This is a genomic window from Pseudaestuariivita rosea, from assembly GCF_017592335.1.
Taxonomy (GTDB): Bacteria; Pseudomonadota; Alphaproteobacteria; order Rhodobacterales; family Rhodobacteraceae; genus Parasulfitobacter; species Parasulfitobacter rosea.
The window spans coordinates 1-24,915 of record NZ_JACNMP010000042.1; the positions used below are offsets into that span (position 1 = coordinate 1).

Genomic DNA, 24,915 nt, shown 5'->3' on the forward strand with positions numbered 1-24,915 from the left:
CGAGACGCCGCCGAACGCACGATAGAGGCAACATGGCGCAGGATCGGTAAGCTGCTCGACCGCTTCACCCCGCAGGAATGTGCGAATTACCTTGTCAACTCAGGATACGCTTCAACCTGATCTCATCTTGCTCTAGCACCCTTTGGGTGCTGCCCCCGAAGTATTTTTCGAACAATAATGTCGGGGTCGAAATTTATTGGACTGACGTTGCGCCGTAGGCGTTTTCAAAGCGGAGCGCTTCCAGGTCTTCTTCCTCGATCCAGAAATCCGCGATGCCGTATTCGCCAAACATGAAGTCCAGGGCATAGTCGCTGTCGAGTTGCAGCAGTTTGACGCCTTCGCCATTGGTCGGCGCACCTTTGAAGGATTTCGGGCCACCAACCATATGTTCTGCGTCATTGGGCGACGGCTGCAGGTCACGGCGGAACTGATCCATAAAGCCGTCGGGCAATGTCGCGCGCAGATCTTCATCGCTGATGGCAAGCCGTGCGATATGACGTAACGCGATGTGAAGGCGTTCGACCATGGTCCAGGCGTCGACGAAACCACTTTGTACTTCGACTTTCAGCCAAAGGTCAAAGGCCTCGGACAGGTTGGCAGTCAGGGGTTCATAGGGTTCGATTGCATTCAGCGCGTTGATCAGCCCGCGCGTTGTGGGCATGTAACCTTCCAGATAGGCCAATTCAGGTACCTTGCCGCGGTTTTTGCCGCGGGAATAGCTGTCGCGCCGCAGGATCAGGCTTTCATAGCGCGCCTCGGCCTCGGACAGGAAGGTTTTCAGAACGATTTGCGCGGCCATCCCGCTGTAGGGGAAGCGCCCGCCCAGACCGTCGGGTAGAAAATCAATCTGTTCGTCGGTGGAATAACCGGCGATGGTTTCGCGGCTTTCGGCCTTGATGACCTTGACCAGCTCTTTGGCACCCGGTGCTTCGGGCGCATCCGGGATCAGGGCGACTATTTCACGATTGGCCAGTTCGCGGGCGTGTTCGACCAGCTTGGGCGACACCTGATCGCGTGACCGTGACCAGTCCCAGGGAATCGTATCGACGATGCGGCCCTCAACCGGCCATTTCACAAAGGACTTGCGCCCCGGCTCACCGAACCCGCCATCTGCGCGGCCTTCTTCATGGCCGATATCGGGCAGATCTGAGGGGAATTCGGTTTCAGGCAAATCAGTGACATCTTCGCCTGTGTAAAGGACGCGTGTGTCATCCTGACGACCGTAGTTGTCTTTCCACCGCATCTGTTCCGAGATATCGGCGAAGAAAAAAAGCGTGCCCTTTTCGGGCAGTTCGGGGCCATCAAACAATTCAGGTAGTTCGGCACAGTTGATCTGAGCCAGAAAATGCAAGGGTAACCCTGTGCGACGGTTGCGCGGCCATGAGATATTGGGCGGCAGCGTGGGACGCCCGCCCAGATAGCTGGTTTTCGACATCGGACCGTCAGGCCATTGCCGCAACAGATAAATGCCGGACACGGCGTTTTCTTCAAAGAACGCCTCGACCTCTTCGGGGGTCGGTTCGGGCCATTGGTCTTCGCCGCGGTGAATGCGGATCGGCGCGGGTTCGCGTGCGGCGGTCTTTACATCATCAAGTGAAACCGCAGTGCCGCTGGCATCATAGGTCAAGACGCTGGGCATCGCACGGGTGGGCTGTGCGCCGCTGCGATGCGCGACCTCTGGGCGTTCAGCAAACCCGTTCGCGGGCTGGGGCGGCTTCGAGCGTTTGAAAATCGTCGCCATAACGATCGCAAAGACAGCACCAGAGACACCAAGCGCGACAGCCGCATTCGGATTGTTCATCAACAGCGATAGATCGCCCAAAACAGCCTTAAACACACCTAACTCCGTGCTTTGGGTCATAAGATACCTCATGAGTGTCTTACACCGCTGAATAAACGCGGCATTGTGGAAGCATTATGACCAAAACATGCCAATAAGCGCTGAGTGTGCGTGTTTCTTAATCATTTTTCAACACCTAAGGCGGGGCCAAAGGTGTTGAAAATGTCATAATTGTCGGAAAAGGCACAACTTTTGATCGTTGTACCTATGCAGCGATACCCTTGTTGGCTGCAAGTTCGCGCATTTTCTTCTGCAACTTTTCAAATGCGCGCACCTCAATCTGGCGGATACGTTCGCGGCTGACATCGTACTGAGTCGACAATTCTTCCAGTGTGACGACTTCATCCTGAAGACGACGTTGGGTCAGAATATCGCGTTCACGGTCGTTCAGAACAGACATTGCATCGGCCAGCAGGGCGCGGCGCGTTTCCAGTTCATCGCGTTCAGCGTAATCGCCAGCCTGATCGGCATCTTCGTCTTCCAGCCAGTCCTGCCATTGGGTCGCGCTTTCACCATCGCTGCCCACCATGGCGTTCAGCGACGCATCACCGCCGGACAACCGACGGTTCATCGACACGACCTCAGCTTCGGTCACATTCAGATCCTTGGCAATCTTGGCCACGTTTTCGGGGCGCAGATCACCGTCTTCCAATGCACCGATCTTGGCTTTGGCCTTGCGCAGGTTAAAGAACAGCTTCTTCTGGGCCGAGGTTGTACCCAGCTTCACCAATGACCAGGACCGCAGAATGTATTCCTGGATCGAGGCCCGGATCCACCACATGGCATAGGTCGCTAAGCGGAAGCCCTTTTCGGGGTCAAAGCGTTTGACGGCCTGCATCAGCCCCACGTTGGCCTCAGATATCACTTCGGACTGGGGCAGCCCATAGCCGCGATAGCCCATAGCGATCTTGGCAGCCAGCCGCAGGTGAGAGGTCACCATTTTATGGGCGGCGCCGGTATCCTCATCTTCGACCCACCGTTTGGCCAGCATGTATTCCTCTTCCGGTTCCAGCATCGGAAACTTGCGGATTTCCTGCAGATAACGGTTCAGCCCCTGTTCAGGGGATGGTGCCGGCAGATTTGAATAATTGCTCATTTATACATGTCCCTTTCCCAATGTTCACGGGATTAACATGGATGTAAGTAGCGCTAACATCATTTTCAAGCCTATCCGTGAAATAACGTTAACGCCTAGGTAAGCTTGCATGCGAGCAGAAACCATAGCTGTTTCAGTGTGCTCACGCACAGGTGTCAGTTATTTCACGCACGTAATGTGCGCAAAACTGTGAAGAAATCGTCAGGAAGGTGCGCCTGAAATTCCATCTGTTCGCTGGTGATCGGATGGCGAAACCCCAGTGTTTCGGCATGTAGCGCCTGCCGCGAAAAACCCTGAACCGCTGCAATGGCCTGATCTGAAAGCGCTTTTTGGTTCAGCTTGCGTTTCCCACCGTAGACGGGATCGCCCACCAACCCATGCCCCGCATGTGCCATATGCACGCGGATCTGATGGGTGCGTCCGGTTTCCAGCCAGCAGTCCAGGAGCGACAAAACTGCGGGCTGGCCAAAGGTTTCGACCACCCGCGCCCGCGTGACCGCATGACGGCCGCCGCTGAAAAGCACCGCCTGACGCTGACGGTCGGTCTTGTGCCGCGCCAGATGGGTTGTCAGTTTCAGGATATTCCCGGCCTCAAAACTGGTGCCACGCACACCGCGCAACCGGGGATCATTGGCATCGGGCACACCGTAGACCAGCGCTTTGTAGACGCGGTTGACCGTATGAGCCTCAAACTGGGCGGCCAAACCGTGGTGCGCTGCATCGGATTTCGCCACAACCAGCAGGCCTGTGGTATCCTTGTCGATCCGATGCACAATTCCGGGCCGCCTTTCCCCACCGATGCCCGACAGACTGTCCCGGCAATGGTGCAGCAGCGCATTGACCAGCGTGCCATTGGGCGAGCCCGGCGCGGGGTGCACGACCATTCCGGCGGGTTTGTTGACCACAATCAGATCAGTGTCCTCATAGACGACATCCAGCGGAATATCCTCGGGCCCGATATGGGTTTCCTCGGCATCGGGCAAGATCACGGTGATTTCAGCCCCCTCGGTCACGCGGGTCTTGGCATCGGTCACAGGCAGACCGTTGACCTGCACATGCCCCTCGGCCAGCAAACGCACCAGGCGCGACCGGCTGAGCGATGAGGCCTCTGGCACATCGCGCGCCAGCGCCTTATCAAGGCGCGCGGGCGGATCAGCCGCAATTGTAAACGTCAGCGAGGATGACATGGAAAAGGCTCCACTGCAGGACGAACCCCAAAACCTGAAGATGTTGCGCCGCCTTGTGACTGTGTTGACGGCTGTGATGATTGCGGGCGTTGTAATCATCACCGCGATGTTTGTCATCCGTTTCTCATCGCGGCCCGCGCCCCTGCCCGATCAGATCATGCTGCCGTCCGGCGAAACCGCCGCGGCCTTCACCCAGGGACGCGACTGGTATGCAGTGGTAACAGACGGCGACACGATCCTGATCTTTGACCGGGCGACCGGGGCGCTGCGACAGACGATTGAGCTCACGAATTAGAGCATCGTTCTAAAAAACTGAAATGTGTTTCATGATCGCTGAGGGCAGCGACCGGCCCCAGGGTGGGTGCTGAAAGCGCCCGCCCTGGGGGGCGGGTCGGGCGCTGCCCGGTGGTGCCCACCGGGCGGGTTAGTTGAATTGAGCGTTTCAGATTTTCAGAGCAATGCTTCAGGTTTATCCGGCGCTTTCGGTGAAAATGCGCAACGATCCGGTTTCAGATCGATCAAAGGCGTCCCATCCAGACAATCCAGGCCCCGCACAGTCAGAATATTTCCCGATATACCCACCAGCCGCACCAAAGACGTGCCAATCGGATTAGGCCGCTGCGGCGACCGCAGGGCGAACGTGCCATAATAATTTTGACCGTCGCCCTTGGGGTTCTGCGTGACCAGATCGCGCCGCGACCGGTCCAGCCAATACAAAACCTCGATAGTGTCATAGGCCCCTAGCCCGCTCAGCGCAGGTGCCCACGGTTCGAACACCTCGATCCGGCAGTCTGGCCCATCGTGCCGCCCCTGCCGCGGGCACATCGCGCGATCTGTCCAAGGGGTGTGGATCGTGCCGATAAAGACCAGCTTTGCATCGGCCGCGTCAGGTATCTGAACCGTTTTTTCACCCGGCCTGACAACCGATCCTGTCTGTCGCACGACTGACATCAGGCCTGCAATTCGGCATCCCAGTACAGGAAATCGACCCAGCTATCGTGCAGAAAATTGGGTGGGAATTTGCGGCCCATGTTCCGCAGCTCTTCCGCACCAGGCTGACGCGGTGGCTTGCGCAGGCTCAGCCCACATTGCCTTAGGCTGCGTGACCCCTTCTTTAGATTACACTTGGAGCATGCGGCCACGACGTTTTCCCAACTGGTGATTCCCCCCCGCGCCCGCGGCACGACGTGATCAAAGGTCAGATCGCCCTTGGCACCGCAGTACTGGCACGAAAATTCGTCCCGCAAAAAAAGATTGAAGCGCGTGAAGGCCACGCGCTTCTGAGGTCTGACATAATCCTTCAGAACCACGACCGATGGTATTCGGATCACTGTGGACGGGCTGCGGACCACTTCGTCATATTCTGCAACAATATCAACGCGATCCAGCCAAGCAGCTTTAATAGCCTCTTGCCAGGGCCACAGTGACAGCGGGTAATAACTCAGCGGGCGATAGTCCGCATTCAAGACCAGCGCCGGGTAGTGTTTTAGGTTTTGTGGTTCCCGAACGAAACTCGTCCTGAATTCTCCGTCCATGGTGCTCGACTCCATCCTCGCTCTGTCTGCCTGTCGACACCAGAGCGAGAGCCCCGCTCTAGCACTTACAGACTATATATGGCGTTTTGCGCCTGACAACCCCCGCAATATGCAGTGTTTGTCGCAGATCACATAAGACGAAATCGTAACGGTCAGGTGACAGATATCCACAGAGTTATGCACTTAGCCGCAACTACGACAGCTTTCAGCCCTCGGCACCGGTCAGGATTAAGGTGCCTGCGATCAGGGCTAACGTGATGACGGCCACGACCACAATCATCACGAACAGGCTGGGGCTGCCCTGACGATGGGCGCGTGCTTGCATTGAAGTTGGCGAGGTCATTTGCATTCTCCTTTCACTAAGATGCGCGACGCAGATGCAGCCAGAAGGCCAGCATTGCCACGCCGTTGAAGACAAGATCGATGCCCAGGATCAGGCCTGGCACCCAGATCGCGTTGAAGGGCAAGCCAAGAAACAGGATGATCGCCAGCAAGACGGACAGCACGCCGCCAATCAACAGCCAGGTTGTGCCGGTTTCGCCGCGATGTGTCATCGCCCAGTAAAGACGCAGACCACCAGAGACGGCCAGAAAAGCCGCCAGCAGAATGGTTAGCGAAATCGCCCCGGCCAAAGGTGCCACCAGCAAAGCAATACCAGCAACGGCCCAGACAATCCCCACAAGCAGTTCAACAAACATCCGACGATTGCTGCGGCTTTGGAAGGCGCTGAACCCGGTGATTGCGCCATGGAAAATCAGCAGAACGCCCAACAGTATGGTCACCGACAGCGTCGCAACCCAAGGCATGAATATCGCCAGAATGCCGGTCAGAAGTGACAGGACCCCAATGACAAAGAATGCCCAACGCGGCCCGCTCAACTCTTTCCGTTCTTGCTCGGACACCAATGTATTGAACTCTGATTGTTCAGCGGTCGCCATCGTATCTCTCCTGTTGAGACAAGGAACGTTATCGCGACAACGCATTCGCACCGCCAATGGTTCCAACGGCCATTATTGTTCCCGAAATACTCCGGGGCTTGGGGCAGAGCCCCAAAATCGCACGAAGTGCCAGAAAGAATGCGCGCGGGCACGCGCGCTCCGCCGGATCAGAGCATCACACCAAAGACGTGACCCAAAGGATCGTCGCGTCCTCATCACTGACCGAAATCACATTATGCCCCATCGTGGCGTCGTAATAGGCGCTGTCGCCGCGCCGCATCTCAATCGGTTCATAGAATTCCGTATAAAGCCGGATTGCGCCCGTCAGCACAAACAGGAACTCCTCGCCATCATGGCGCACCCAGCCTTCGAATTCCTCAAACCGCCGCGCCCGGATGCGCGCGCGATAGGGCAGCATCTGTTTCTTTGTCAGCGACGTCGCCAGCAGTTCATGTTCATAGGTCGTCGTCGCATGATGCGCACCCTCGCCCGAGTGTGTCACCGCCATGCGCCCGTTCACCTGATCCCGCACGGGTGGCGTGAACAACTGCGGGACTGATATCTGCAGCCCCTCCGCCAATTTCTTCAATGCATCATAGGTGGGCGACATCTGCCCGTTTTCGATCTTGGACAGGGTCGACCGCGCCAGCCCGGCCTGCGTGGCCGCCTGTTCCAACGTCCAGTCACGCGCCTTGCGCAGCTCACGCACGCGCTCACCCAGGTCCAGTGGCTCAACCGGAACGGTCTCACCATTTTCGCGGGCAATACGGATCAGGCTTTTGGGGTCTTTTTCGCTCATACCCCCCTATTACAACGCCACGCCCGACGCGCCAGCCCTTTTTCGGCCTGTCTTGCATTCGGCACACACCCTGCATAACAGGGCGGTCATGCACGCGATCTTTGATCAGGGGCCACCGCCGCCCTGCCCTGGCCCGTTCAATCTGGCGGCTTATGTTCTGGCCCGGGCGGACGATACGCCCGACAAGATCGCCCTTGCCATCATCGGCCCCACCGGATCAGAACGCTGGAGCTATGCGCGGCTGCAGGCCGCTGTTCTGGGCACGGCCACGGGCCTTTTGCAGACTGGTATCAAACCGGGCGACCGCATTCTGATGCGGCTTGGCAATACGGTGGATTTTCCGGTGTGCTACCTGGCGGCGATTGCCATTGGGGCGGTCGCGGTTCCGACCTCGGCGCAACTGACCGCGCCTGAAATCACCAGGATCACAAACAGCGTAAACCCCGCATTGATCGTCGCCGCACCCGGCATCGCCTTGCCGGATCATGACGCACCCGTTCTGACGCAGGATCAACTGCGCGGCTTTCGTGACCTGCCGGCCGCACCCTATGACATGGGCGATCCCGACCGGCCCGGCTATATCATCTTTACCTCAGGCACCACGGAGCAGCCGCGAGGGGTGGTGCATGCCCACCGCGCCATCTGGGCCCGCCGGATGATGTTCGACCACTGGTATCACCTGCGCAATACCGACCGCCTGATGCACGCAGGGGCCTTTAACTGGACCTATACGCTTGGCACCGGGCTGCTTGACCCATGGACCATCGGTGCAACCGCGCTGATCCCGGCCGATGGCGTTAAGACGATGGCCCTGCCCCTGCTCATTCAGCGACACGATGTGACGATTTTTGCCGCAACACCAGGGATTTACCGCCAGATCCTTAGGTCAGATAAACACCTGCACTTTCCCAAACTGCGCCACGGGCTGTCGGCGGGTGAAAAACTGCCTCAGGCGACCCGCACCGCCTGGACCGATGCGACCGGCACCCCGATTGCCGAGGCCTTTGGCATGTCGGAATGTTCGACCTTTATCTCGTCGACACCCGATGACCCGACCCACCTGCGCCCCCAAATGGGCCGCCGCATTGCGATCCTGGAAGATGGTCAGCCCGTAGCAAATGACCAACCCGGCCATATCGCCATTGCCCGCAGCGATCCTGGTCTGATGCTGAACTATCTTGACGATACCGCAGGCCCGGGCGACTGGTTTGTTACGACAGACCAGGCCACCATGGCCCTCGAAGGCACTGTCACTTATCTGGGTCGCAGCGATGACATGATGAATGCCGGCGGTTTTCGTGTATCCCCGCTTGAGGTCGAGGCCGCGCTGCAGTCCTTTCCGGGCCTGCACGACTGCGCCGCGACCGAGGTCATGGTTAAGGCTGACACCACCGTCATCGCGCTGTTCTACACCGCTGACACCGACCTGCCGCAGGCGCAGCTTAGCGCATATGCCGAAGAAAGGCTTGCACGCTACAAGCAGCCGCGCCTTTATATCCGCACCGAAACCCTGCCACGGAATGCCAACAACAAACTGCAGCGGCACAAGCTGCGCCAACGATACGAGGACACCCATGGTCAAACTTGATATTCTATCCGATCCGATCTGCCCATGGTGCTATATAGGGAAAACGCAGCTGTTTCAGGCGCTTGAAGCCCAGCCCGATCATCCTTTTACCATTGAATGGCACCCGTTTCAGCTTAACCCCGACATGCCGGCGGAAGGGATGGACAGGCGCACCTATCTGGAACGCAAATTCGGCGGCCAGGACGGTGCTGTCAAAGCTTATGCCCCCGTGGCACAGGCCGCCGAAGCCGTGGGGCTGAACCTGGATCTGGGCGGTATCCAGAAAACACCCAACACTTTGGACGCCCACCGCCTGATCCACTGGGCCGGGATCGAGGGGCGGCAGACCCCTGTGGTGCACACGCTGTTCAAGGCCTATTTCGAAGAGGGACGCGATATTGGCAACGCCGAGGTTCTGGCCGATATCGCCGACAGCCACGGCATGGATGCGGCCGTCGTACAAAAACTGCTGGCCAGTGACTCAGATACACAGGACATCCGCGACCGCGACGCGCATTCCCGCGAGATGGGCGTGAATTCGGTCCCGACGTTCATCGTAGCCAATCAACACGCAGTGCCAGGCGCGCAATCTGCCGAACTTTGGGGCAAGGTCATCGCCGAAATCCTGCAACAGGCCCCGGCAGACAACTGATGCAATACCCTACCCTGACCCTTGTCAGCAGTCTGGTGACGATCATCGTCATCGGCACTGTTTTTTTTCATCTGGTCGAAGGCTGGAGCATTCTGGACGCCTATTTTTTCACTGTCGTCACACTGTCGACCGTCGGCTACGGCAGCCTTGTGCCCTCCACCGCCATCGGCAAGATCGGCACAACGATCCTGATTTTCGTGGGCATCGGCATTTTTGCGGTCGCCATCCAGCAGTTCGGCCACTTCACGATCAGGCGACGGTCTGAGGCCCGCCGCATCCTACGCAGCGGCTCGGACGCATCGGGTCGGCCCCTTCGCAAAGATGACGCGCAGAAATAGCTTATCAGGCAAAACAGAAAAGTTTCTTTCACCGACAATTTCACCAAAGCTCAAGATCATTATGATCATAATCAATTTGCCTGTGAAATGATTGCATGACACAAGCCTCAAGTCGCGTTATGGGCAGGCATCGCCCCTATCTGTCACAAAAACAAACGAGCATGACCCATGACAAACGCCCTGACCCGCCTTCTGGAAACCCGTGACTGGCTTTTGGCCGATGGGGCCACGGGGACCAATCTTTTCAACATGGGCCTGTCTTCGGGCGATGCGCCCGAGTTGTGGAACGAAGAACACCCCGATCGGATCAAGGCGCTATATAAAGGGGCCGTGGACGCGGGCAGCGATCTGTTTCTGACGAACTCTTTCGGGGGTAATGCGTCACGCCTGAAACTGCACGGCGCCGAGAAACGTGCGCGCGAACTCAGCCGCATGTCCGCCGAGATCGGGCGTGAGGTCGCCGATACCGCCGATCATCCCGTGATCGTTGCGGGTTCCGTCGGCCCAACGGGCGAAATCATGGAGCCGATGGGCAGTCTGACCCATGCAGCCGCGGTCGAGATTTTCCACGAACAGGCCGAGGGCCTGAAAGAGGGCGGCGCAGATGTGTTGTGGGTCGAAACCATTTCAGCCGCCGAAGAATACAGGGCCGCAGCCGAGGCCTTTGCCCTGGCCGACATGCCCTGGTGCGGCACGATGAGCTTTGATACTGCGGGTCGTACAATGATGGGGCTGACATCTTCGGGTATGGTTGACCTTGTGGGTAAGATAGACAATGCGCCGCTGGCCTTTGGGGCGAATTGCGGCGTGGGGGCCTCGGACCTGCTGCGCACGGTGCTGGGGTTTGCCGCCCGCGGACCCGAAACCCCGATCATTGCCAAGGGCAATGCGGGCATTCCGAAATATGTCGACGGCCATATCCATTATGACGGTACGCCTGATTTGATGGCCGACTACGCCTGTCTGGCCCGCGACTGTGGCGCCACGATCATCGGCGGGTGCTGCGGCACCACGCCCGAGCATCTGGAAAAGATGCGTGAGGCGTTAGAGACGCGGCCCAAAGGTGCACGTCCGACGCTGGATCAGATCACCGAGGCCCTTGGCGGGTTTTCCTCGGCCTCGGACGGGACAGACGGCAATGCGCCCGCCGCCCGCAAAACCCGCCGTGGAAGGGCCCGTGGTTAAAGTTTAAGGATTTGAGTTTTGCTCGAATTGGTTGGGATATCCAGCCCGGTGGGCACCACCGGGCAGCGCCCGACCCGCCCCACAGGGCGGGCGCTTCTCGCCCACCCTCGGACCGGTCGCTGCCCTCATGCTCTTAAAAATTCAAAACAGCGACAGCTGATCGCCCGGCCGTGGTGGACGCGCAAACAGATCGGTGCGCAAAGACGGCATTTCGGTCTCAAGCCCCAGACGCGCCACCGCCACGCGGAACCGTCGCGCGATGATGTTGGCATAGGCCCCCTGCCCGCGCATCCGCTTGCCCCATTCCGCGCTGTAGTCGCGCCCGCCGTGCATTTCACGGATATGGCCCATGACACGCACGGCACGGTCCGGAAAATGCTCGGCCAGCCATTCGCGAAACAGCGGGCTGACCTCAAGCGGCAGGCGCAGCATGATCCAGCTGGCACTGACGCCCCCCGCATCGCGCCCGGCCTGAAGGATGGCCTCCAGTTCATGATCCGTCAGCGCCGGGATCATCGGCGAGGCCATGATGCGCACCGGACATCCGGCATCGGTCAGCCTACGGATCGCCGCCAAACGGCGGGCTGGCGCAGGCACACGCGGTTCCATCAGGCGGGCCAGTTTGCGATCCAGCGTCGTAACGGAAATGCCCACTTTGGCCAGTCCCATCTGCCCCATCTCACCCAGAATGTCGGCGTCGCGTTCGATCAGCGCGCCCTTGGTTACAATCGCCACCGGATGCTTGAAATCACGCAACACCTCAAGAATGCCTCGCATGATTTTATGTTCCTTCTCAATCGGTTGATAGGGATCGGTATTCGTGCCAATTGCAATGGTGCGAGGGCTGTAACGCTTGGCCGAAAGCTCCTTTTCCAGAAGCTCGGGTGCATTTGGCCGCGCAATCAGCTTGGTTTCGAAATCCAGCCCCGGCGACATTCCCAGATAGGCATGCGTGGGGCGCGCAAAGCAGTAGATGCAGCCATGTTCGCACCCGCGATAGGGATTGATCGACCGGTCAAAGCCGATGTCGGGCGATGTATTACGCGTGATGATCGTACGGGCCTGTTCCAGCCGAACTTCGGTACGCAGGGGTGGCAGATCTTCGTTGATATCCCAACCATCGTCAAAGGCCTCGCGCGCCTCGACCTCGTACCGGCCAGAGACATTCGTCAGCGCCGCACGCCCGCGGCGGCGATCATCGGGCAATTTGTGGGGATTAAACTGCGACATAGGGCGAATATAGAACATAACAGGAACAAATGCCAAGCCTGTGATGCCGCAACGTCGTGGAAAAGACGACCTTTGTCGCAATTAGAAAGGTTCTATATACCTTTATCGGACAAAGCTGTGGATAAGCGCGCGATCGGAGAGCAAAAATATGTCTGAAGAAGATGATGAAATCATCCTGTCTGAACTGGACGACGAAGAACTTGTCCAACAGATGTTTGACGACCTTTATGATGGTCTGAAAGAAGAGATCGAGGAAGGCGTCAACATCCTGCTGGAACGCGGGTGGCAACCTTATCGCATTCTGACCGAGGCTTTGGTCGGCGGCATGACGATCGTGGGTAATGACTTCCGCGACGGTATCCTGTTTGTGCCCGAGGTTCTGCTGGCCGCCAATGCGATGAAGGGCGGTATGGCCATCCTGAAACCGCTGTTGGTCGAAACCGGCGCGCCGCGTGTGGGCAAGATGGTGATCGGCACGGTCAAGGGCGACATCCATGACATCGGCAAGAACCTTGTGTCCATGATGATGGAGGGTGCGGGCTTTGAAGTCGTCGATCTGGGCATAAACAACGCTGTCGAGGCTTATCTTGAGGCGCTGGAAAAAGAACAACCCGATATCCTGGGCATGTCCGCCCTGCTGACCACGACGATGCCTTACATGAAGGTCGTGATCGACACGCTGGTCGAAAAGGGTATCCGCGACGACTACACCGTTCTGGTGGGGGGCGCACCGCTGAACGAGGAATTCGGCAAAGCCATCGGCGCCGATGCCTATTGCCGCGACGCAGCCGTTGCGGTGGAGACGGCGAAAACGTTTATGGCACGGAAGCATAACCAGTTGGCGGCGGGCTAGCAGCACTAACCCCCGACGTATGTTCGGGGGTATATTTTTTAGATATCATTCTGCTCAGTTCGACCTCATCTTCAGCGAATGCGTAGATCTTGTTTCAGAAAAGTCTACTTTCACGATCGCCCAAGACAGTAAGCTTTACCAGAATACCAGCTGTAAGTAAGCTGTTACCTAAGGCGGCTAAGACTGATTTAACGACACCGGAATATGGTTGGGGGCAATTGTCCAATCAACCCTGAAAGTAGTAAAATTTGGTATGGGATGAACATGCAGAACGTCACAATTATCCGCAAAATCTTCTTTGTTTTCCTGACAAGTCTTTGTTTTTCGGTCAGCGCAAACGCAGAACAATTGAAGGTCTTTCGCAGCGATGTCTCACGACCAGTTTCGGTCGCGCTAGGAGGTGACGTTGTTGTTAAATCCAATTCCGCCATTTTAGAAGCTGTTATTGCCCACCCAGGTATTGCAAATCTGGAAATGAAGTCCGCGTCCGAGGTAAAGCTGACAGGTGTCAACGAAGGCAGCACAACGTTGACACTATTGGACCGGCAAGCAAACGTCAGCCAAATTGAGGTATCCGTTGGTGGAAATACAATCATCCGAGATTCCGTTCCGGCACCAGCGACGCCGCGCGCCAGAACAATATCTGTTTCATTCGCGGGTACATCCAGCACAGATGTGCATCAAAACGGTGCAATTGTTATTGAAACAACAGAGCCATTCGAAGGGCTCGACATAGCGAATTCTACCGTTATCGATGGATCTAGCATCTCTGACAGGTCAATCTATATCTATGGTAAGCAGGTAGGTTCAACCACGCTGACATTGGTTCGCCATGATCCATCGGACAATACTGCAATAACCGTGACAGTCACCGAATAGTCAGACTGTACTTTGTGTGCACTTGGATGTCCTTATTAACCAATATCGCAGCAGCAGCCCGTCGCAGTAAGAACCTGTTTAGAATGCACAAGCAAGAATAGGGGGCCACGCCCATGAAACTCGACAAACTGGTTTTGATCATCGGCTGCGTCATTGCGGGGATTATCGGCACGGGGTGGCTGATGACGTTGCTTTTTGCCTCGTTCCAGACGCCATTGATCGGGGTGTTCATTCTGCCGGTCGTCGGATTGGTCAGTTACATCGGCTGGCGCATTGTTTCAGATCGTTTGGGAAATCCTGAGGAAGATCATTATGACAGTATCGAAAAGTGATATTCTGGTCGTGACGAGCGATGGCGTCGCGGGGCGTGAGATTGAGCAGGTTTTTGGTCTGGTGCGCGGGTCGACCGTGCGGGCCAAGCACTTTGGGTCAGATATCGTCGCCGGGCTGCGCAATATCGTGGGCGGTGAGGTCAAGGAATACGCGGCCCTTCTGGGTGGGGCGCGCGAACAGGCGCTGGACCGGATGCTGGACGAGGCGATGGCATTGGGCGCGAACGCCGTTATTGCCGCCCGGATGGAGACATCGACCATTCAACAGGGCGCATCAGAGGTGCTGTTTTACGGCACTGCGGTCCGGTTGAAGTGACCCTGAACGACACCGTTCTGACAAACGACGGGCTGGACGCACGGGCGACCGGCACGGTCCTGTTGATTGCCTGCGGTGCATTGGCCCATGAAATTCTGGCCCTGAAACGGATCAACGCTTGGGATCACCTTGATCTGACCTGTCTGCCCGCCATTCTGCACAATCATCCCGATCGCATTCCGGATGCTGTGTCTGATGCTGTTCTGCGTCACAGGTCGCAATACGATCAGATTTTCGTCGTCTACGCCGATTGCGGCACCGGTGGCCTGCTGGAAAAGCGGTGCCGGGAGTTGGGCGTTCAGATGATACCCGGTCCGCATTGTTATTCCTTCTTCGAAGGGAACGACACCTTTGCGGCGCGCGACGAAATGACGGCCTTTTATCTGACGGACTTTCTTGTGCGGCAATTCGAGGCCTTTGTCATCAAACCCCTGGGCCTGGATCGCCACCCCGAGTTGCGCGATATGTACTTTGGTCACTATGAAAAACTGGTCTATCAGGCGCAGACGGATGATCCTGACCTGACAGATAAGGCAAAGGCCTGCGCAGACAGACTTGAACTGACGTTTGAGCGTCGCTTTACCGGGTACGGGCAACTGCAAACCGAACTGGCGCAGATCGGCACGTCTACCGGGGCCTGATCATCGCATAAAATCCTATTGATCCCGGCTGACTGGTTGGCTGACATTCGATGTAGGCAAGCGCCTCGTCCGGCGCGACCTGAGCAAATCCTGTCAGCTCACACAGGACGTCGAACTGTTCAAAAGCCTCTTGCATACCCGCCAGTGCGGCCATCGGATCAAACGGCGCAACAGTACCATAGGGCTGCAGCGCATCGGACATCAACTGCAGCGAGTGCACTATATCAGCATAAACTGGTTCCCGGGCGATCTGGCCCCCGGCCACGTCCAGCCCCCCGTCCGTCAACGCTTGGCGGTCAATCTCAGTAGGCTTTTGCGGCATATGGGCCCCACCCTGTTCCAACATCCTTTCGAATGGATCAACCGCCCCCTCAAGACCCTCAATACGAAGATTTCCATCCGCCTGCGCAAATTCGCGGTAGACTGGCCAGATCTGTTCATCGCGCCCGTCACTGCGATTTTTGGCAATCAGAAAGATATCCGTCACACCGACATCGGCCCCTGCATACTGTCCGGCAACCCGCAGGAAAAAGATATGTGTGTCGCTGAGCCCGAAAAAATCATCAGATATCGTATAGCGGCTGGTGTCTGCCATCGCAGCAGCGGTGGACGCTACAAAAAGAAAAAGGGTCCAAAGTGCTTTCATATAGCAATCACCATTCAACGCGCATCGTGGTAACAGCATCTTCTGCATTGTCACGCCTGGCAACAATTTGATCGACCACGCAGCCGCGGACGCGAAACGTCGCCCATAACCGCCCATTTGTTCAACACAACATTTTAGGGATTCACAAGGCGAATCGCCTGTGCGATAGTTTGATGGCGCATCCGGCAAGAGATGCCAAAGGCAGAGCAGACCATGACACACAACAGTCGCCCGTTTTGGGGTGTTTTTACATATTTTGCCGTTGTTCTGGCGCTTGGTCTGTATTTCACCTTTGCAGCCGTGCAGGGCGATTACGGCCTGTTCCGCCGGGCCGAGATCACGGCAGATGCCACGCAGCTTCAAGCTCAGCTTGATGAATTGCAGGCCGAACTTAGCATTATGGAAAACAAAACGCGCCGCCTGTCCGACGATTTTCTGGATCTTGACCTGCTGGACGAACAGGCCCGTAATGTTCTGGGCCTGATGCGCGCGGATGAACTTGTTATCCGCTGACTAGGCCCGCACCGTCCCGTCGCCTTCGACCAGATACTTAAAGCTGGTCAATTGCTCGGCACCCACGGGGCCGCGGGCGTGCATCTTGCCGGTGGCGATGCCGATTTCGGCGCCCATGCCGAACTCACCACCATCCGCAAACTGGGTTGACGCATTGCGCATCAGGATCGCGCTGTCGAGACGGGTGAAAAACAGTTCGGCCGCTGCATCATCCTCGGTCAAGATACAGTCTGTATGCTGTGAGCCGTAGTGGCGAATATGCTCAAGCGCTTCCTCAATAGTATCAACGGTTTTCGCGGCGATCTTCATGTCGAGGTATTCGTGGCCCCAATCGGCTTCGGTCGCCTCAACCACGCCTTCCATGGCCATCAAAGTGCTGTCGCCCCGCACCTCAACCCCCTTGTCAATCAGCGCGCGGATCACGCCCTGACCGATCGTGTCGACCACATCACGGTGGATCAGCAGGCATTCGGCCGAACCACAAATGCCCGTGCGGCGGGTTTTGGCGTTCAGGATCACCTTCAGCGCTTTTTCAGGATCAGCCGCGGCATCGACATAGATGTGTACGATGCCTTCCAGATGCGCGAAAACGGGCACACGCGCTTCGCGCTGGACCAGCCCCACCAACCCTTTGCCGCCGCGGGGGACGATCACATCGATGGTCTCGGTCATCCGCAGCATCTCGCCCACGGCCTCGCGGTCGCGGGTGGGGACGCGCTGGATAGCGTCTTCGGGCAGGTTCGCAGCGCGCAGGCCGTCCTGCAGGCAGGCATGGATCACGCCCGAGGAATGAAAACTTTCCGACCCGCCACGCAGGATCACCGCATTCCCGGCCTTCAGGCACAGCGCGCCCGCATCTGCAGTGACATTCGGGCGGCTTTCATAGATCACACCGATCACGCCAAGGGGCGTGCGCACCCGCTTGATATGCAGCCCGCTGGCCATATCCCATTCAGTGATCACCTCGCCCACCGGGTCTTTCTGTTCGGCAATGGTGCGCAGGCCGTCGACTATGCCGCGGATGCGGTCCTCGTCCAGCATCAGGCGGTCCATCATCGCGTCGCTCAGACCTTTTTCGCGGCCAAAATCCATATCTTTGGCATTGGCCCCGATAATTTCGGTCCGCCGGGTCCAGACGGCCTCGGCCGCACCGATCAGAGCTGCATGTTTGCGCTCGGCACTGGCAAAGGCCAAATCCGCCGCAGCAGCCTTGGCCCGCGCGCCGATATCGGCCATCAGTGCGGGGATGTTTTCCATATCTTTCATAGCACCATATCGTCCCTGTGGATCAGCGCAGCGCGTCCGGGATAGCCCAAAATCGCCTCAATGTCACGGCTTTGGCAGCCCTTGATTATCTCGGCCTCGGCCGAGGTATAGCGGATCAGCCCCTGTCCGATCCGCGCGCCGTCCGGTCCGTGGATGGCCACCGTATCGCCCCGTCCGAACGCGCCGGTGATCTGCGTGACCCCCGCAGGCAGCAGGCTTTTGCCACGTTCCAGCGCCTGCACGGCGCCCTGATCGACCATGATCTGCCCCTTGGGCTTCATCGCCGCAATCCAGCGTTTGCGCGCGACCTGGGGATCATCCTGCGCCGCAAACCACGTCGCCGCCGCGCCGTTTTCCAGCTTTTGCAATGGGTTATGCGCAGTTCCCAAGGTGATCGCCATGGTGCAACCGGCATCTGTCGCCATGCGCGCCGCCATCAGTTTGGTCTTCATGCCGCCCTTGGACAGCCCCGACCCGGCATCCCCTGCCATGGCCTCAATCTCGGGTGTGATTGTATCGATCCGGTCAAAGCGCCTGGCCGCAGGGTTATCAGCTGGATTGCCGTCATAGAACCCATCCACATCCGACAGCAGGATCAACTGGTCCGCGCCAACCGTCACGGCGACCTGGGCCGCCAGCCGGTCGTTGTCGCCATAGCGGATTTCATCCGTGGCGATGGTATCGTTTTCGTTCACAATAGGAACGACGCCAAGCGACAAAAGCTGTTCCAGCGTCGCGCGGGAATTCAGATAGCGACGACGGTCGGCGCTGTCTTCCAGCGTCACCAAAACCTGAGCGGTGGTGATATCGTGGGGCGCCAGCGCCTCTTCATACGCCCGTGCCAGCCTGATCTGCCCCACAGCGGCAGCGGCCTGGGATTGTTCCAATGGCAGGTCGGCGGGGGGCAGACCCAGAACGCCGCGACCCAAGGCGATCGATCCTGACGACACAAGGATCACGTCTTTCCCCTGCCCCTTCAGCCAGGCCACATCCTGCGCCAGCGCTGTCAGCCAGTCCGACCGCAATGCGCCGGACGTCCGGTCGACCAGCAAGGCCGATCCGATTTTCAAAACAACGCGGCGGGCTTCGGTCAGGGACGCCATGGTTCAGGTTCCGTCCCTGCGGTTTTCAGACGCAGACGGTCGTCTTCGATCTGCGACCGCACCGCGCGCAGCACCTCGGTCAGACCTTCGCGGCTGACACCCGACAGCATCATGACCGGACCGCCTACAGCAGCCTCAAGTCCAGCCCTGGCATCGGCCCGTTCTTCATCATCCAACGCGTCGATCTTATTGAGCGCGGTCACACGGGGCTTTTCAGCAAGATGCCCGCCATAGGCTTCAAGTTCATCGATAATCGTCTGGTAATCCTCGGCAATCGTCTGCGACGTGCCATCGACCAGATGCAGCAGGACCGAACAGCGTTCGACGTGGCCCAAAAAGCGGTCACCGATCCCGCGGCCTTCGTGCGCACCGGCGATCAGACCGGGGATGTCGGCCATCACAAATTCTGCATTGTCGACCCCCACAACGCCCAGATTGGGGTGCAACGTGGTAAAGGGGTAATCCGCAATCTTGGGGCGCGCATTTGATGTAGCGGCCAGAAAAGTCGACTTGCCCGCGTTCGGCAGCCCAAGCAACCCGGCGTCCGCAATCAGTTTCAGCCGCAGCCACAACGTGCGTTCGACACCGGGCTGACCGGGGTTCGCGCGGCGCGGCGCCTGATTGGTGGATGATTTGAAATGCAGATTGCCAAAGCCGCCATTGCCACCCTTGGCCAAGATGACGCGTTGGCCGACCTGGGTCAGATCGGCAATCACGGTTTCTTCGTCTTCGTCCAGGATTTCGGTACCCACAGGCACTTTCAGCACAATATCAGCCCCATCAGCGCCCGTGCGCTGTTTGCCCATACCGGGCACGCCGTTCTTGGCAAAGAAATGCTGCTGATAACGAAAGTCGATCAAGGTGTTCAGCCCCTCGACCGCTTCGGCCACGACATCACCGCCGCGCCCGCCGTCACCGCCATCAGGACCGCCGTATTCAATATATTTCTCACGCCGGAAACTGATGCAGCCGTTGCCGCCCGCGCCCGAGCGGATATAGACCTTTGTCAGATCAAGAAATTTCATGGCGCCCCTCAAATGTATGCCGTGTCAGGCGATAGAGCGAAACGGGCGCAGGCTCAAGCCGTGCAGCGGATGTTCCCATATCTTCACCTGTTTTTTCAAAGCCCAGTTTTTCCAGAACGCGCATGGATCCGGGGTTGTCGTGAAAGACATCTGCGCTGATGTGATCGATATCGAACCGGGCGTAGCAGGCGGTCAGGAAAATCTGCATCGCCTCATAGGCATAACCCCGCCCCCAATGTGCGCGGTCGAAGAAATAGAAGGTTTCAGCCCACCTGCCGATACCAACACAGCCGATCAACTGGTCCTTGCGATAGACCCCCAGGCGAAAGCCAAGCTGATCCCGCCAGCGCCATTCTTCGATGAAATCACGCACTTCTTCGACCGGCCAAGGCACCTTGGCACGGAAAATCATCCGCGCGACTTCGGGCACACCGGCCAGGGCAGCCAGCGCGGGGGCGTCTTGGGCCGTCATCGGACGCAGCGACAAACGCGGCGTTTTCAGCTCGGGCAAGGTCCGCCGTGCCATCCAATCGGCGCGGGTCAGCAGCATCTTTTGCGAGGGGACGTATTTGTCATAAAACTTGCTGAACATGGACGCGCTGTGGGTGTTGCGGAACCCTAGATTTTCCAGAATGGAGCACGAGGCCTGATTGCCCTTCAAATATCCCGACTTCAAAGCCTGATGGCCGTTCGCAAAGTACCAATGGACAACAGCATTCGCCGCTTCGCCCATCACGCCCCTGCCCCAGAAGGGCTTGGCTAACCAATAGCCAAGATGTTCGGTGGCAGTCACTACGCCCATTGGCCGGTCGCCCTGAATAACACCTAGTTGATCAGCCGTCCGTTCAATAAACTCATGTGCGTCCTGCAGCGTATAGGGATGCGGTACGCCGGGCAGATAGCGCTGCACCTCGGGCCGCGCGATTTCGCGGGCGATCCACTGCGCGTCGCTGGACACCGGGGGTCTAAGGGTAAACCGCGGTGTCCGTAAAATGGTTTTATCAGACACCGCTTAGTCCCTTTCTAAAACCGTCTAAGATAAGTCCACGTCGGGACCTTGGCGTTACGGGCCACCGAAAATGCTTCGGCATCACCCAAATATTCGAAACCGCAATGGGTTAGCACACGGGCCGAGGCCGGGTTGTCCTGAAAGACAGATCCGAACAGCGTCTTCACGCCTTGCGGATTGGCATCAATGATGGCCTGCAAGGCCTCGGACGCAAAGCCCGTGTTCCAGAAGGCGGGCGCGACCCAATAGCTGATTTCCGACTGTTGACGGTCCATGCGTTCCAGGCCGATGACGCCCAGCACCTCGGCCGACCCAAAGGATGATCCGTCCATAATCCAGATATCTTCGTTGCGTTCAGGATCAGCCGCGCGGTTGATAAACGCTTCGATCGCCCCGGGGGGAAGGGGATGTGGAATGCTGGTCGTCATGCAAGCGACGCGTTTATCGCTTGCATACATCTCAAGCAGTCCAAGATCGGACTGGCGCACGGGACGCAATTGCAAACGTTCCGCCTGAATGACGGGTTGAACCAACAAATCAACAGTCATGACTTTCCTCCCTCGAAAAGCGACTTGAAAACGAAAAGGGACCGGCTTTTCAGCCGATCCCCCACCAATCTTTTTTAAGGTTTCGGCTTACTCAGCGGCCTCCGCCACTGGGAGAACCGAAATAAAGGTGCGGCCTTTAAGCCCCTTGTGGAACTGCACGGCGCCTTCGGTGGTGGCGAAGATTGTATGATCTTTGCCCATACCGACGTTCTGGCCCGGCCACCATTTGGTGCCGCGCTGGCGCACGATGATGTTGCCTGGAATAACGGCTTCGCCGCCGAATTTCTTCACACCCAACCGGCGACCGGCTGAGTCGCGACCGTTCCGCGATGAACCGCCTGCTTTTTTATGTGCCATCTCGTCTTACTCCTTCTCAGCCGCGAATTCAGACGCCTGATCCAGCCATCCGTCACGTTCGATGCGGCCTTTGAACGATAGTTGATCATCCATATAAGCAATCTCTTCCGGTGTCCAAGCTGCAATTTGATCAAAATGGAAAACGCCGTTTTCGTGCAACAGGCCTTCCAGTTTGGGTCCGACGCCGGAAATCTTCTTCAGATCATCGGGCTTGCCATCGCGCGCCTCTTTCAACAGGTTCGCAGGCTTTGTGCCGGTCACATCAGCCGCCGCTTCAGCTTTCTTGGGCGCTGCTTTCTTTGGTTCGGCTGTTTTTTCGGCTTTCTTTGGCTCAGCTTTCTTTTCAGCCTTTTTCGCGGGCTTCTTGGCAGGGGCAGCGGCCGCAATCGCACCGACCGATGCCGCACCGATAGCCGCCTTAATGCCAGACTTGTCAGCGCCTTTTTCCAGAATATCCGTCACGCGAACAAGCGTCAGTTGCTGGCGATGTCCCTTTGTGCGCTTTGAGCCGTGTTTACGGCGCCGCTTGACGAAATTGATGACCTTGTCACCTTTGATCTGGTCGATCACTTCGGCCTGAACACCAGCACCCTGAACCAAGGGGGTGCCGACCGTGCCGCCAACCATCAGAATTTCGTTGAATTGAACAGTTTCACCTGCATCAGCGGCCAGTTTCTCAACACGAAGGATATCCCCGCTGGAAACCTTGTATTGCTTGCCGCCGGTTTTCAGAACCGCAAACATATGTCTTTCCTTTTGCTTCCGCGTCCTTTGGCCCCTTGTTCCCAAGGTGTTTTACGGATCATCCGCCACAGACAGCGCGCCCAGATGGGCGTCATTGATCGATTCATGCGGGGTTTCCCGCCGAAGTTGGGCTTATGTGACCAACACACTTGCAAGTCAAGCCCAAAGACGCTGTGTATTTTATATGAATGCTCGGATTTTACTGGTCATCGCGGCATTTGGGGTGTCGTCCTGTACCAAAGAAGCAAGTCACGTGCCAAACGTCCTGCTTCTGCCCGCCTATGCTGTGTCAAACGCGGTGGAAAACGCGAACTATTATCGCAAGCGGGATCGTGTCGAAAGCTTTGTGCAGGAAAACCACGCCGATCTGATCGAAGAGATCATCGCAGGCGGCGGCCCTGCCCTGATTGAGGCCATGAAAATCGCCCGCATTCCGACATCGGAAAAGGAAAACCTGCTGGCCGAACTGCAGGAAAACCGATCCCTTTACGCCGAAGACGCCGAAGCCCTTGTTGTGGCCCTGATGGTACATGGCATTTGAACTGAAAGTGGCGTGATTGACCACCAAGTGTGGAAAAGTCTATCGGCAGCAACATGACTGCTTTTGTACCCTATATTATCGCCGCTGCTCTGGTTGCTACCGCCTACTTCACACGCGACAGCGTTCCCGCTGAGTATATTCCGCTACTTGCTTCCGCTTCGGTATTGTTAGCTTTGATCGTTGCCCTGATTGCAATCGTCGACAACCTGATATCGCTGAAAGTGAGGCGGATCATCATAGCAACTCTCTTCGCGCTTTACGGTTTTGCCGCGATCTACGGGTATCCGGGCCTAAACCCACAGACTGATCTGATGACCGCAGGTGCCATTTTTGTGGGCGTGTTTGTTCTGGTCGGTTTGAATGCCCTACCGGTAGGGTGCGGCTTTCTGTTAGTTGTCTTTGGTCTATGGACCGGCTTTGACTTTGGCCTGATCGGCGGCCTTATGGTCATCATCGTTGCGGGGATAGTTTTTGGAATTGTCGGAAAAATATTGTCGAAAACTTCTGTTGGCTGCGGTGCACCAATCTGCATCGCAATATCGATCATTATATCCAGTATGATCACAACCCACGGGCTGACCTTCGTCTAAAGTTCCTGACCACCCATATACTGCCCCACCGACATTCCCAAGGCGCGTGAGATGTCCTTGAACATTAGATCGAATGCCGCAAATAACGCCCGGTTCATCGCTTGCGCTTCGTCCGTTCTACTGAAGTCAAGATAAGCCTGAAGTTCCTCGTCATTCAGCGGCTGATAAGCCAGCAACTGATAGGAATACAGCCATTCGGTCGTGTTTGCGCGAATTTCGGGTTCCTGCTGCCAGACATCCGACAGGATCTGATCCTCGGTCATGCCCATCTGCGTCTGGCCCGAGTCGATAAGACCCACAAAAAACGCGTAATTTGAATTCATCGCGCCCACGACATTTGAATCGATCAGATCATTGGCACGAGCAAATTCCTTGATCAGTGCCAGACGCGCATCGTCTTCCTCATCCAACTGCCGAAATCTTTCATTGGCGGCCTCTTCCACACCATCTTCCAGAAAAGCCTCACGCGCCGACAGCTCAAGCCGGATAATCTTCTGCCCCAGATCGCTGGCAAAAAATGTCTCTAGCGGGGCCAGATCGACACCTTCCATCTCGGTATCAAAGGTGCTGATCAGCGTCGTGCGCATCCGCTCGGCATCATAAATGCCACTGACCGTCTGTGGCCAACCCGAACTAACGGGCCCGGCGAACATGTCCTCGGCCAGATCGTCGCCGTAACTCAGCCCCTCTTCGCGCATGATCGCGATGATTTCGTCCAGTTTCATCAACTCGACCAAGGGATCGACCCGGTTCTGCGCAAAAACGGTCATCGGCAGAAACAGCATCAAAATACCACAAACAAGAAAACGGAACATCATTCGGGCCTCATTAGTTATGTTATATAAGGGATAGGCAGTATTCACACATTTTCCAAGTAAACAGCTTAAAACAATCGTAATTCAGCGAAAAAATCCCCAATTGGCCGTTGAATAACGGTTGCCTATGGATTTCAGCCAAAGTAAACGACCGTTCCAGACCCTTCGCGGAGAGGTGCCGGAGTGGTCGAACGGGGCGGTCTCGAAAACCGTTGTCCCTTTACGGGGACCCAGGGTTCGAATCCCTGTCTCTCCGCCATTTTACAATTTGTGTTGTTCATATCGTCTAACACCTTGAAGGGTATGGATGTTTTTGGTGTTCGAAGTCCTGATTTTCGGGCGTAGGGAATTTGCTCAGTGAAGACCAGGC

31 protein-coding genes and 1 tRNA gene are annotated in these 24,915 nt (G+C 57.2%); 14 read left to right on the forward strand and 18 right to left on the reverse strand.

All coding sequences use genetic code 11. The annotated features are described in order from the left end of the window. Positions 1 to 193 precede the first annotated feature (193 nt). The 3 genes from H7848_RS17660 to H7848_RS17670 all read right to left on the reverse strand — a co-directional run bounded on the left by H7848_RS17660 (position 194) and on the right by H7848_RS17670 (position 4,123). Entirely contained in the window at positions 194 to 1,861 is a 1,668-nt protein-coding gene (locus H7848_RS17660) for a DUF1963 domain-containing protein (RefSeq protein ID WP_208354116.1), read from the reverse strand. A gap of 184 nt (positions 1,862 to 2,045) precedes the next feature. Further along, entirely contained in the window at positions 2,046 to 2,936 is an 891-nt protein-coding gene (gene rpoH, locus H7848_RS17665; RefSeq protein WP_208354118.1) for an RNA polymerase sigma factor RpoH, read from the reverse strand. Positions 2,937 to 3,100: 164 nt separating this feature from the next. Beyond that, on the reverse strand, positions 3,101 to 4,123 hold the full coding sequence (locus tag H7848_RS17670) for an RluA family pseudouridine synthase (RefSeq protein WP_208354120.1): 1,023 nt from the start codon (positions 4,121 to 4,123) through the stop codon (positions 3,101 to 3,103). On the opposite strand from H7848_RS17670, the gene H7848_RS17675 reads away from it, so the two are divergent. After that, positions 4,122 to 4,418 carry a DUF6476 family protein gene (locus H7848_RS17675; protein ID WP_208354121.1) on the forward strand — a complete coding sequence of 99 codons (297 nt, stop codon included), beginning with the start codon at positions 4,122 to 4,124 and terminating at the stop codon, positions 4,416 to 4,418. The two genes, H7848_RS17670 and H7848_RS17675, sit on opposite strands and share 2 nt — an antisense overlap. 155 nt (positions 4,419 to 4,573) lie before the next feature. Here H7848_RS17675 and tsaA read toward each other — a convergent pair whose 3' ends face one another. The 5 genes from tsaA to H7848_RS17700 all read right to left on the reverse strand — a co-directional run bounded on the left by tsaA (position 4,574) and on the right by H7848_RS17700 (position 7,395). After that, a complete protein-coding gene (gene tsaA, locus H7848_RS17680) occupies positions 4,574 to 5,074 on the reverse strand; it encodes a tRNA (N6-threonylcarbamoyladenosine(37)-N6)-methyltransferase TrmO (protein WP_208354122.1) in 501 nt (166 codons plus the stop codon). After that, complete coding sequence (locus tag H7848_RS17685; RefSeq protein WP_208354123.1) at positions 5,074 to 5,658, reverse strand: HNH endonuclease; 585 nt, start codon at positions 5,656 to 5,658, stop codon at positions 5,074 to 5,076. The genes tsaA and H7848_RS17685 overlap by 1 nt, the downstream gene beginning before the upstream one ends. A 205-nt stretch (positions 5,659 to 5,863) precedes the next feature. Beyond that, complete coding sequence (locus H7848_RS17690; protein WP_208354124.1) at positions 5,864 to 6,001, reverse strand: hypothetical protein; 138 nt, start codon at positions 5,999 to 6,001, stop codon at positions 5,864 to 5,866. Positions 6,002 to 6,017: 16 nt separating this feature from the next. Next, positions 6,018 to 6,596: an HdeD family acid-resistance protein gene (locus tag H7848_RS17695; RefSeq protein WP_208354125.1), complete on the reverse strand. Its 579-nt coding sequence runs from the start codon at positions 6,594 to 6,596 to the stop codon at positions 6,018 to 6,020. A 175-nt stretch (positions 6,597 to 6,771) separates the two neighbouring features. After that, positions 6,772 to 7,395 carry a helix-turn-helix domain-containing protein gene (locus H7848_RS17700; protein ID WP_208354127.1) on the reverse strand — a complete coding sequence of 208 codons (624 nt, stop codon included), beginning with the start codon at positions 7,393 to 7,395 and terminating at the stop codon, positions 6,772 to 6,774. A gap of 88 nt (positions 7,396 to 7,483) precedes the next feature. Between H7848_RS17700 and H7848_RS17705 the strand changes: the two genes are divergently transcribed. From H7848_RS17705 to bmt, 4 genes are all read left to right on the forward strand, one after another. After that, complete coding sequence (locus tag H7848_RS17705) at positions 7,484 to 8,983, forward strand: class I adenylate-forming enzyme family protein (protein WP_208354128.1); 1,500 nt, start codon at positions 7,484 to 7,486, stop codon at positions 8,981 to 8,983. Continuing rightward, positions 8,970 to 9,614, forward strand: coding sequence for a DsbA family oxidoreductase (locus H7848_RS17710; RefSeq protein WP_208354130.1), 645 nt, complete (start codon positions 8,970 to 8,972; stop codon positions 9,612 to 9,614). Before H7848_RS17705 ends, H7848_RS17710 begins: the two co-directional genes overlap by 14 nt. After that, positions 9,614 to 9,952 (forward strand): potassium channel family protein, encoded by a 339-nt coding sequence (locus H7848_RS17715; RefSeq protein ID WP_208354131.1) that lies wholly within the window; start codon positions 9,614 to 9,616, stop codon positions 9,950 to 9,952. The genes H7848_RS17710 and H7848_RS17715 overlap by 1 nt, the downstream gene beginning before the upstream one ends. A 168-nt stretch (positions 9,953 to 10,120) precedes the next feature. Then, positions 10,121 to 11,137, forward strand: a complete 1,017-nt coding sequence (gene bmt / locus H7848_RS17720) for a betaine--homocysteine S-methyltransferase (protein WP_208354133.1) — start codon at positions 10,121 to 10,123, stop codon at positions 11,135 to 11,137. Positions 11,138 to 11,278: 141 nt separating this feature from the next. Here the strand turns inward: bmt and H7848_RS17725 are convergent, their stop codons facing one another. After that, the gene (locus H7848_RS17725) at positions 11,279 to 12,385 is read right to left on the reverse strand and encodes a PA0069 family radical SAM protein (protein WP_419555524.1); all 1,107 of its coding nucleotides are present in this window, start codon (positions 12,383 to 12,385) and stop codon (positions 11,279 to 11,281) included. Between the two features lie 130 nt (positions 12,386 to 12,515). Between H7848_RS17725 and H7848_RS17730 the strand changes: the two genes are divergently transcribed. The 5 genes from H7848_RS17730 to H7848_RS17750 all read left to right on the forward strand — a co-directional run bounded on the left by H7848_RS17730 (position 12,516) and on the right by H7848_RS17750 (position 15,388). Continuing rightward, positions 12,516 to 13,220, forward strand: coding sequence for a corrinoid protein (locus H7848_RS17730; protein ID WP_208354135.1), 705 nt, complete (start codon positions 12,516 to 12,518; stop codon positions 13,218 to 13,220). 264 nt (positions 13,221 to 13,484) lie between these two features. Beyond that, complete coding sequence (locus H7848_RS17735; RefSeq protein ID WP_208354136.1) at positions 13,485 to 14,099, forward strand: pilus assembly protein N-terminal domain-containing protein; 615 nt, start codon at positions 13,485 to 13,487, stop codon at positions 14,097 to 14,099. Positions 14,100 to 14,212: 113 nt separating this feature from the next. After that, a complete protein-coding gene (locus H7848_RS17740; protein ID WP_208354137.1) occupies positions 14,213 to 14,431 on the forward strand; it encodes a hypothetical protein in 219 nt (72 codons plus the stop codon). Beyond that, complete coding sequence (locus H7848_RS17745) at positions 14,412 to 14,747, forward strand: YbjQ family protein (protein WP_237072834.1); 336 nt, start codon at positions 14,412 to 14,414, stop codon at positions 14,745 to 14,747. Before H7848_RS17740 ends, H7848_RS17745 begins: the two co-directional genes overlap by 20 nt. A gap of 2 nt (positions 14,748 to 14,749) precedes the next feature. Continuing rightward, positions 14,750 to 15,388 carry a DUF1638 domain-containing protein gene (locus H7848_RS17750; protein WP_208354154.1) on the forward strand — a complete coding sequence of 213 codons (639 nt, stop codon included), beginning with the start codon at positions 14,750 to 14,752 and terminating at the stop codon, positions 15,386 to 15,388. Here H7848_RS17750 and H7848_RS17755 read toward each other — a convergent pair. Continuing rightward, complete coding sequence (locus H7848_RS17755; protein ID WP_208354138.1) at positions 15,375 to 16,034, reverse strand: hypothetical protein; 660 nt, start codon at positions 16,032 to 16,034, stop codon at positions 15,375 to 15,377. The genes H7848_RS17750 and H7848_RS17755 overlap by 14 nt on opposite strands. 213 nt (positions 16,035 to 16,247) lie before the next feature. Here H7848_RS17755 and H7848_RS17760 point away from each other — a divergent pair, with 213 nt between their 5' ends. Next, positions 16,248 to 16,547, forward strand: coding sequence for an FtsB family cell division protein (locus H7848_RS17760; protein ID WP_208354139.1), 300 nt, complete (start codon positions 16,248 to 16,250; stop codon positions 16,545 to 16,547). Here the strand turns inward: H7848_RS17760 and H7848_RS17765 are convergent, their stop codons facing one another. The 7 genes from H7848_RS17765 to H7848_RS17795 all read right to left on the reverse strand — a co-directional run bounded on the left by H7848_RS17765 (position 16,548) and on the right by H7848_RS17795 (position 22,599). Continuing rightward, on the reverse strand, positions 16,548 to 17,813 hold the full coding sequence (locus tag H7848_RS17765) for a glutamate-5-semialdehyde dehydrogenase (RefSeq protein WP_208354140.1): 1,266 nt from the start codon (positions 17,811 to 17,813) through the stop codon (positions 16,548 to 16,550). Beyond that, positions 17,810 to 18,916 carry a glutamate 5-kinase gene (gene proB / locus H7848_RS17770; protein ID WP_208354141.1) on the reverse strand — a complete coding sequence of 369 codons (1,107 nt, stop codon included), beginning with the start codon at positions 18,914 to 18,916 and terminating at the stop codon, positions 17,810 to 17,812. The genes H7848_RS17765 and proB overlap by 4 nt, the downstream gene beginning before the upstream one ends. Further along, positions 18,904 to 19,941: a GTPase ObgE gene (obgE, locus tag H7848_RS17775; protein ID WP_208354143.1), complete on the reverse strand. Its 1,038-nt coding sequence runs from the start codon at positions 19,939 to 19,941 to the stop codon at positions 18,904 to 18,906. The genes proB and obgE overlap by 13 nt, the downstream gene beginning before the upstream one ends. Then, entirely contained in the window at positions 19,928 to 20,950 is a 1,023-nt protein-coding gene (locus tag H7848_RS20280; protein ID WP_208354144.1) for a GNAT family N-acetyltransferase, read from the reverse strand. Before H7848_RS20280 ends, obgE begins: the two co-directional genes overlap by 14 nt. A 14-nt stretch (positions 20,951 to 20,964) precedes the next feature. Beyond that, positions 20,965 to 21,498 (reverse strand): GNAT family N-acetyltransferase, encoded by a 534-nt coding sequence (locus H7848_RS17785; RefSeq protein ID WP_208354146.1) that lies wholly within the window; start codon positions 21,496 to 21,498, stop codon positions 20,965 to 20,967. Positions 21,499 to 21,585: 87 nt separating this feature from the next. Continuing rightward, the gene (rpmA, locus tag H7848_RS17790; RefSeq protein ID WP_208354147.1) at positions 21,586 to 21,855 is read right to left on the reverse strand and encodes a 50S ribosomal protein L27; all 270 of its coding nucleotides are present in this window, start codon (positions 21,853 to 21,855) and stop codon (positions 21,586 to 21,588) included. Between the two features lie 6 nt (positions 21,856 to 21,861). Then, positions 21,862 to 22,599: a 50S ribosomal protein L21 gene (locus tag H7848_RS17795; protein WP_208354148.1), complete on the reverse strand. Its 738-nt coding sequence runs from the start codon at positions 22,597 to 22,599 to the stop codon at positions 21,862 to 21,864. Positions 22,600 to 22,852: 253 nt separating this feature from the next. On the opposite strand from H7848_RS17795, the gene H7848_RS17800 reads away from it, so the two are divergent. Continuing rightward, positions 22,853 to 23,140 carry a hypothetical protein gene (locus H7848_RS17800; RefSeq protein ID WP_208354149.1) on the forward strand — a complete coding sequence of 96 codons (288 nt, stop codon included), beginning with the start codon at positions 22,853 to 22,855 and terminating at the stop codon, positions 23,138 to 23,140. 53 nt (positions 23,141 to 23,193) lie between these two features. Continuing rightward, positions 23,194 to 23,730 carry a hypothetical protein gene (locus tag H7848_RS17805; protein ID WP_208354150.1) on the forward strand — a complete coding sequence of 179 codons (537 nt, stop codon included), beginning with the start codon at positions 23,194 to 23,196 and terminating at the stop codon, positions 23,728 to 23,730. Here the strand turns inward: H7848_RS17805 and H7848_RS17810 are convergent. Beyond that, a complete protein-coding gene (locus H7848_RS17810) occupies positions 23,727 to 24,545 on the reverse strand; it encodes a DUF2059 domain-containing protein (protein WP_208354151.1) in 819 nt (272 codons plus the stop codon). The genes H7848_RS17805 and H7848_RS17810 overlap by 4 nt on opposite strands. 169 nt (positions 24,546 to 24,714) lie before the next feature. On the opposite strand from H7848_RS17810, the gene H7848_RS17815 reads away from it, so the two are divergent. After that, positions 24,715 to 24,804, forward strand: a tRNA-Ser gene (locus tag H7848_RS17815). Positions 24,805 to 24,915: the final 111 nt, after the last annotated feature.